We start from the raw sequence: 4,640 nt of genomic DNA on the forward strand, positions 1-4,640 counted from the left end.
CAACAACGACCGTCCGGACTGGCAACAACGACCGCCCGGTGGAACGAACGCAGCGGCGCCCGGCCGGAGCCGGGCGCCGCTGCGCCAGAGGAAAGGTGCTGGTCAGTCCTGACCGTCGATCTTGGACAGCTGGTCAGACAGGAAGGTACGCAGCCGGTCGCGCAGGTCGACCTCCTGGCTCTGCAGCGTGTTGATCCGACCGGTCAACGACTCTTGCTGAGTGGACAGGTCGGTGACGATGCTGTGCCGCTGCTGCTCGGCCTCACCGATCATCTGGTCGCGTGAGGACTGGGCCTGAGCGAGCATCGAGTCATGTTCGCGCTGCCCCGTGGTGACGAGCTCCTCGTGCTTGCTCTGACCCTGCTCGATCAGCTCCTGACGCTGGCGCTGACCTTCGTCGACGAGCTGGTCGTGGGTCTGCTGGCCGGTGGTGACCAGTTCGTCGTGCTGGATCTGGCCCTCCTGGACGAGACGGTCACGGGTCTGCTGGCCCTCGTTGACGAGGTTGTCGTGCGTTTCCTGGCCCTCGTTGACGAGACGATCCCGCGTCGTCTGGCCCTCGGTCAGCAACGCCTGGGCACGCTCGTCGGCTTCGGCGACGGTGGTCGACCGGTAGTCGTCACCCTCCTGCACGAGGCGGTTCTTGGTGCCCTCACCCTCGGCGACGTGCTGGTCGTGAAGTCGCTGAGCCAGCGCGATGATCGCGCTGGAGTCGGCGGGCGCATCGCCCGAAGCGGCCGGCGCGGCGAAGGCAGCAACCTCGCCCGTCTGGACGGGAGCCTCTGCAGCGCGACGCTCGGCCTCTTCGGCCCGTTGACGAGCCTCCTGAGCCTCCGCCTCGGCGCGCTCGGCACGCTCCTGCGCCTGCGCGAGACGAGTCTGGAGGACCTGGGACTGCTCGTCGGCAGCGGCGACCTGGCCACGGAGGTCCTGCAACTCCGCGCCCGCGTTATCGGCGGACTCGGCATGACCCTCACCCGCGGCACCCATCCGCTGCTCTGCATCGGTGACGCCGTGCTGAGCCTCCGCGCGGGACTGCTCACAGGCCGCGAGCTGGCGACGCAGCTCCTCGATCTGTGCAGCCTGCCCGGCGCCCTCGCCATCGTCTCCGGCGTCTCCCGTTGCAGCGACCAAGCGCTCACGCTCACTCTCGGCGGCCTCGGCCCTGGCTCGCTCCGCGTCAAGCTGGGAGCGGAGGTCGGCAAGCGCGGCGTCACAGTCCGCGTGGTCCTCACTGCTGGGGGGCGCGGCGAACGTCTCGGGCCGGTAGGACTCGGTGGAGTCACCACCCAAACCCTGGCTGGCGCGGCAGTCCTCGAGGTCGCTACGCACTCCGTCGTTCTCGGAGATCAGTCGACGCAACTCGACGACGACTTCGTCCAAAAAGTCGTCGACCTGGGTCTCGTCATAGCCGCGACGCAGATGCGTCGCGCTGAAACTCTTCTTGATGACGTCCTCGGGGGACAGCGCCATGTTTCACCTCGATCAGGAAGGCACCGACAAACCTGCCACGGGGCATGGTCGATGGCGTGCGGTATGCACGTGCAGGCTCACTCTAACGCACGAGAGACACCGCGCTCATCGCTCCTCGGAGCCCCAGCGGCCGCTTTAGAAGGGCAGCGCGCGGGCAAAGCTGCTGGCCATGCTCACGCCGATGATGAGGATGAGGAACCCAAGGTCGAGGGCGATGCCTCCCAACCGCACCGGAGGGACCACCTTGCGCAGCGCGTTTAACGGCGGATCGGTGAGCTGGTAGATCCCGTTGGCCAGCACTAGGACGGGGCCCTGGGGTCGCCAGTCACGGGAGAAGACCTGCACCCAGTCGAAAATCAGACGACCGATCAGCACAAACAGATAGAGCGTGAGCACCAGATAGATAATTTCGCCGACCATGACGTCAAGGTTATGTCAGGCCGGGGCGTGCTTCGGTCAGCTTTGGTTGAAAGGTCCCGGCACCCGCGGGGCCTCGGCACCGCTGGAGTCGACGTCGACGTGCTCGGGGCTGAGCAGGAAGACCTTGCTGGTGACGCGCTCGATGGAGCCGTAAAGCCCGAAAGCCAGGCCGGCAGCGAAGTCGACCAGACGCTTGGCGTCGGCATCGTCCATGTCGGTGAGGTTGATGATGACCGGGACGCCGCCGCGGAACGCTTCGCCAATGTTCTTGGCCTCGTTGTAGGTGCGCGGGTGGACGGTCGTGATCCGGTTGAGCTCACTCATCTTGGGCTCCTTGACCACCTGGGACACGGGAGTGCGGCGGGGCAGCGTCGCGACCTCGGCCGACTTGGCCGTGGCCGGGTCGTCCTCGTGCAGCGGGTGGACCGAGGCATCCCGCTGGGCGGGCTCCTCACGGTAGGCCTCGTAGTCGTCGTAGCGCTCGTCGGACTCGGCGAGGCCGAGGTACTCCATGGTCTTACGCAGTGCCCCGGCCATGTGTGCGAGCTCCTTGGTGCATACGGGCGTCTACCCGTGAGGTGAATCGGTCGTGATCGACGCTACTCGGCCGACGGCCGCGATCCCAGGATTGCGGTCCCGACACGCAGGTGTGTCGCGCCGGCCGCGACGGCGAGCTCCAGGTCCGCGCTCATCCCCATGGAAAGCCAAGTGGCGTCCGGAGAGGTATGGCCCAGCTCACCGGAGAGGGTCGCGAGCCGGTCGAAGGCGGCGCGGATCCCGTCGGCGTCCAGGTCGCGCGGGGCGACGGCCATCAGCCCGCGCAGACGCAGGCTCTCGCTGGCCACGACGAGATCGGCGAGCGTCGTGACGTCTTCGGGCAGCGCTCCGCCGCGGCCCTGGTCCGCTCCCTGCCCCAGGTCGACCTGGAGGGTGACGTCCAGAGGGGTCTGACGATCTCCGGCCTGGAGGGCGGCTGCCGCACCGCGGTCCAGGGCCCGGACGAGTCTCGCGCGGTCGACCGACTGGACGACATCGGCATAGCTGGCGACCCGCCCCGCCTTGTTGGTCTGGAGCTGCCCGATGAAGTGCAGGCGCACTGCGGCACGCACCGACGGCGAGAGCTCGGCGAACTTGGGTCCGGCCTCCTGCTCCCGGTTCTCCCCCATCTGGCTGACGCCGAGCGCGGCGAGACGCTCGACGTCGGCCGCCGGGAAGAACTTTGTGACCGTGATGAGCGTGACGTCCTCGGCGTTTCTTCCGGCCGCGGTGCACGCCTCCGCGATGCGGGCGTGCACCCGGTCCAGGTTGGTCGCGAGCTCTTCTTGCCGTTGGTCCATGTCAGGCCACCTCCTGCGGGGCGAGCAGCCGAACGATGCCAGCGAAGCGTCCGGTGCGCCCGTCCCGCCGGTAGGAGTAGAGGTCGGCGTCTTCGCGGGTGCAGCCCGGCAGCCACGTCAGGCGCACGTCCTCGCGCGCGAGTTGGGCGACGACCGCAGAAGCGACGTCGATGGCGGCGGTGCCGGCCCAGGAGGTCCCAGCGGCCACCGGCTCCACCGCCGCTGCGGCGTCGCGCATCGCCTCGGGCACCTCATAGCATCGGGGGCAGACCGAGGGACCCACGACCGCCTCCAGCGAGGTCGCACCGAGCTCGCGCAGCCGGCGGAGCGTCGCTGGTATGACGCCACTGACCATCCCGGGTCGGCCCGCGTGCACGACGGCGACCAGGCCCTCGACACGATCGAGCAGCAGCACCGGTGTGCAGTCAGCCACCAGGACCACCAGGGCTTCCTCGGTGCCGCCGGAAACGAGGCCGTCCACCGGCGGAGCGTCGCCGTCGTCAACGAAGGATCGCTCGCCCTTCGTGTTCTTGGTCGCGGTCCCCGGCGTGACCGCGACCGCGCAACCATGCTGCTGGTCCATGAACCGCAGGTCGGTCAGCCGCAGGCTCAGCTCGTGGGCGAGCCGGTGTCGGTTCGTGTGCACGGCCTCCTGGACATCGCCCACGTGCGCGCCCAGATTGAACTCGCCGAAACTGCCCTGGCTAGACCCTCCCCAACGGTCCGTGAAGCCCCACTCGACGCCGAACGAACGCCCCGAGGGCTCGATGCGCTGACGCCAGAAGAACACCAGGTCAGGCTACCGGTGAGCCCTCAGCCCTCGTCACCCACGCACTCACTTGAGGAAGTCGGGCACGTCCAGGTCGTCGCCGTCGTCTTCGAAGGTCACCTGACGGGGCGGTGCCTGAGCGGGACGCTGCGGCTGCGCGTCCTGGTCCGGTCGGCCGACAGGGGCGGCCTGCGCCGGGGCCGGCTGGCTCTGCTGCGGCTGCACGGGCGCCTGCTGCGGGCGTGTCTGAGCAGCCTGCGGCTGGGACTGTCCCGACTGCTGGGTCTGCGCGGGCGCCTGCTGCGGACGGGTCGAAGCGCCACCAGGCTGGATCTGGCCGAGGCCTCGCTCCTCGCCACGGGCATGCGGTGCTCCGCCGTCGAAGCCAGCGGCGATGACGGTGACGCGCACTTCGTCGCCGAGGGAGTCGTCGATGACCGCGCCAAAGATGATGTTGGCCTCCGGGTGGGCGGCCTCCTGCACCAGGCGGGCCGCCTCGTTGATCTCGAAGAGACCCAGGTCGGAGCCACCCTGGATGGAGAGCAGCACGCCGTGGGCACCCTCGATGCTGGCCTCCAGCAGCGGCGAGGAGATCGCCAGCTCGGCGGCCTGCACGGCGCGGTCCTCGCCGCGGGCCGAGC

At 69.0% G+C, this 4,640-nt stretch carries 5 protein-coding genes and 1 pseudogene; all 6 read right to left on the bottom strand.

Going from position 1 to position 4,640, the window contains the following annotated elements; all coding sequences use genetic code 11:
* Positions 1-102 precede the first annotated feature (102 nt).
* Complete coding sequence (locus Q4P07_RS14020; RefSeq protein ID WP_303375536.1) at positions 103-1,473, bottom strand: DivIVA domain-containing protein; 1,371 nt, start codon at positions 1,471-1,473, stop codon at positions 103-105.
* Positions 1,474-1,608: 135 nt separating this feature from the next.
* Positions 1,609-1,893, bottom strand: coding sequence for a YggT family protein (locus tag Q4P07_RS14025; protein WP_303375537.1), 285 nt, complete (start codon positions 1,891-1,893; stop codon positions 1,609-1,611).
* Positions 1,894-1,929: 36 nt separating this feature from the next.
* A complete protein-coding gene (locus Q4P07_RS14030) occupies positions 1,930-2,430 on the bottom strand; it encodes a cell division protein SepF (RefSeq protein WP_303375538.1) in 501 nt (166 codons plus the stop codon).
* Positions 2,431-2,492: 62 nt separating this feature from the next.
* Entirely contained in the window at positions 2,493-3,230 is a 738-nt protein-coding gene (locus Q4P07_RS14035) for a YggS family pyridoxal phosphate-dependent enzyme (RefSeq protein ID WP_303375539.1), read from the bottom strand.
* 1 nt (position 3,231) lies between these two features.
* Positions 3,232-4,020 carry a polyphenol oxidase family protein gene (locus Q4P07_RS14040; RefSeq protein WP_303375540.1) on the bottom strand — a complete coding sequence of 263 codons (789 nt, stop codon included), beginning with the start codon at positions 4,018-4,020 and terminating at the stop codon, positions 3,232-3,234.
* Positions 4,021-4,065: 45 nt separating this feature from the next.
* Positions 4,066-4,640 (bottom strand): annotated as a pseudogene (locus Q4P07_RS14045) (cell division protein FtsZ); the annotation flags it as partial.

This window comes from Ornithinimicrobium sp., assembly GCF_030537745.1.
GTDB lineage: Bacteria > Actinomycetota > Actinomycetes > Actinomycetales > Dermatophilaceae > Ornithinicoccus.

Coding starts and splice junctions, on each gene's coding strand:
- Q4P07_RS14020 (WP_303375536.1), bottom strand. CDS start 1,473: ATGGCGCTGTCCCCCGAGGACGTCATCAAGAAGAGTTTCAGCGCGACG.
- Q4P07_RS14025 (WP_303375537.1), bottom strand. CDS start 1,893: ATGGTCGGCGAAATTATCTATCTGGTGCTCACGCTCTATCTGTTTGTG.
- Q4P07_RS14030 (WP_303375538.1), bottom strand. CDS start 2,430: ATGGCCGGGGCACTGCGTAAGACCATGGAGTACCTCGGCCTCGCCGAG.
- Q4P07_RS14035 (WP_303375539.1), bottom strand. CDS start 3,230: ATGGACCAACGGCAAGAAGAGCTCGCGACCAACCTGGACCGGGTGCAC.